The 1,732-nt window shown below is 72.3% G+C and carries 1 protein-coding gene and 1 pseudogene; both read right to left on the reverse strand.

Going from position 1 to position 1,732, the window contains the following annotated elements; all coding sequences use genetic code 11:
- A pseudogene (locus tag J3476_RS27560) lies at nucleotides 1-285 on the reverse strand (hypothetical protein); the annotation flags it as partial.
- Between the two features lie 137 nt (nucleotides 286-422).
- On the reverse strand, nucleotides 423-1,732 hold a 1,310-nt coding region (locus J3476_RS27565; RefSeq protein WP_207069433.1), incomplete at its 5' end, for a transglycosylase domain-containing protein.

The raw sequence follows: 1,732 nt of genomic DNA on the forward strand, positions 1-1,732 counted from the left end.
CCGTTGCTCGGCGGTGCCGGACCCGGTGGTCTGCAGGCACGCCGCTTTCGTCGAATAGCCCAGCGCCAGGAACACCAGCGCGATCAGCATCATCACCCGCAGCGGGGTCAGGAAGCGGGTGCGACCGATCAGCGCGTGCCGGCCGACCGGCCCGCCGATGGTGCCCGCCAGCGCGGCGCCGATCGTGTCGGTGCGGCTGGGCAGGTCGCGGTCGTCGAGGCTCCGGAGGTCACCTGCGAGCCGGGCGGGCGACTCCATCCCTGCCAGTCGAGCCGGGGCTTCGATCTCCTCCGGCCGAGCCGGCGACTCCAACCCTGCCGGCTGAGCCGGCGAATCCAGCTCCGCCGGCCGCACGGGCCAACCCGACTCCTCCGCCCGAGCCGCAGCATCGAACTCGGACTCGGCCTCGTCGCGACCGTCCGTCACGGGGGCGGCGGCGGGGCTCCGGGCGCGACCGGCACGCCAGGCTCGTTCACCGGGGCGGGTTGACCGTCAGGTCCGGGCGGCACGGCCGCGGGATCCGGCGGCGGAGGCGGCGCCCCTGGTGCGGGCGACGCGGGCACCGTGGTCGGCGGCCCCCACGGAATCGTGATGCCCGGCGCGATCTCCAGCGTCGGCTGGATGACGGTCTCCGACGGCGGTGGGGGCTCGGTCGAGGTCGGCGGCGGCGGGGGCGGTGCCGGCACCCCGGCGTATCCGCCGATCTCCTCGGGCTTCGGGAACGACTCGGTGTCGGTGCCGTCGAGGGCGCCGTCCATCGTCGCCTTCCAGATGTCCGACGGCAGACCCGACCCGTACACCGGCGAACCCCACTGGTTCTCCAGCGGCTTGGTGCCCTCGGTGGTACCGACCCATACTGCCGTCGACAGCGACGGGGTGAATCCGACCATCCAGGCGTCGCGGTTGGCGCCGGTGTCACCGAGCTGGTTGGTGCCGGTCTTGGCGGCCGACGGGCGACCCCCGGCCAGCGCGTGCCCGCCGGAGTAGGCGGCGATGGGCTGCATCGCGGCGGTGACGTTGTCGGCCACGTCCTTCTCGATGCGCTGCTCGCCGGTGTTGTCCTCCTGGCTGGCGTCGTACAGCACGGTGCCCTCGGCGTTGACGACCTTCTGCACGAAGTGCGGCTTGTGGTAGACGCCCGACGCGGCCAGCGTGGCGTACGCCGAGGCCATGTCGATCACCCGGGACTGGTACTGCCCCAGCACCACACCGTTGTTGGGCGGGCCGCCCTGGCCGTCCTCGGACAGCGTGTGCTCCACCCCGGGGAAGCTCTCGGCGATGCCGGCGCGGTGCGCGGCGTCGGCCACGTCGGCCGGGCCGTTCTCCAGCTCCAGCATCAGCCGGTAGTAGCTGGTGTTCAGCGAACGCTTGAGCGCCTCGGCGATGTTGCAGGTGCCGCAGCTGTTGCCCTCGACGTTGGAGATCTCGATGCCGTTGACCGTCACCGGCGAGCTGTCCACCTGATAGCCCAGGCCCATGCCCTGCTCCAGCGCCGCGACCAACGCGAAGACCTTGAACGACGAGCCGGTGGGCAGACCGGCCTGGGCGAAGTCGAACCCGGCGGCGTCGGTGCCGCCGTAGTAGGCCTCCACCCCGCCGGTCTTCGGGTCGATCGACACGATCGCCGTGCGCATGTCGGGGTCCTGGCCCTCCATGTACTCGTCGGCGGCGTCGACCGCGGCGGCCTGCGCCTGCGGGTTGATGGTGGTGGTGATCTGCAGACCCTCGGTGT

This window comes from Mycobacterium sp. PO1 (assembly GCF_017312405.1).
Classification (GTDB): domain Bacteria; phylum Actinomycetota; class Actinomycetes; order Mycobacteriales; family Mycobacteriaceae; genus Mycobacterium.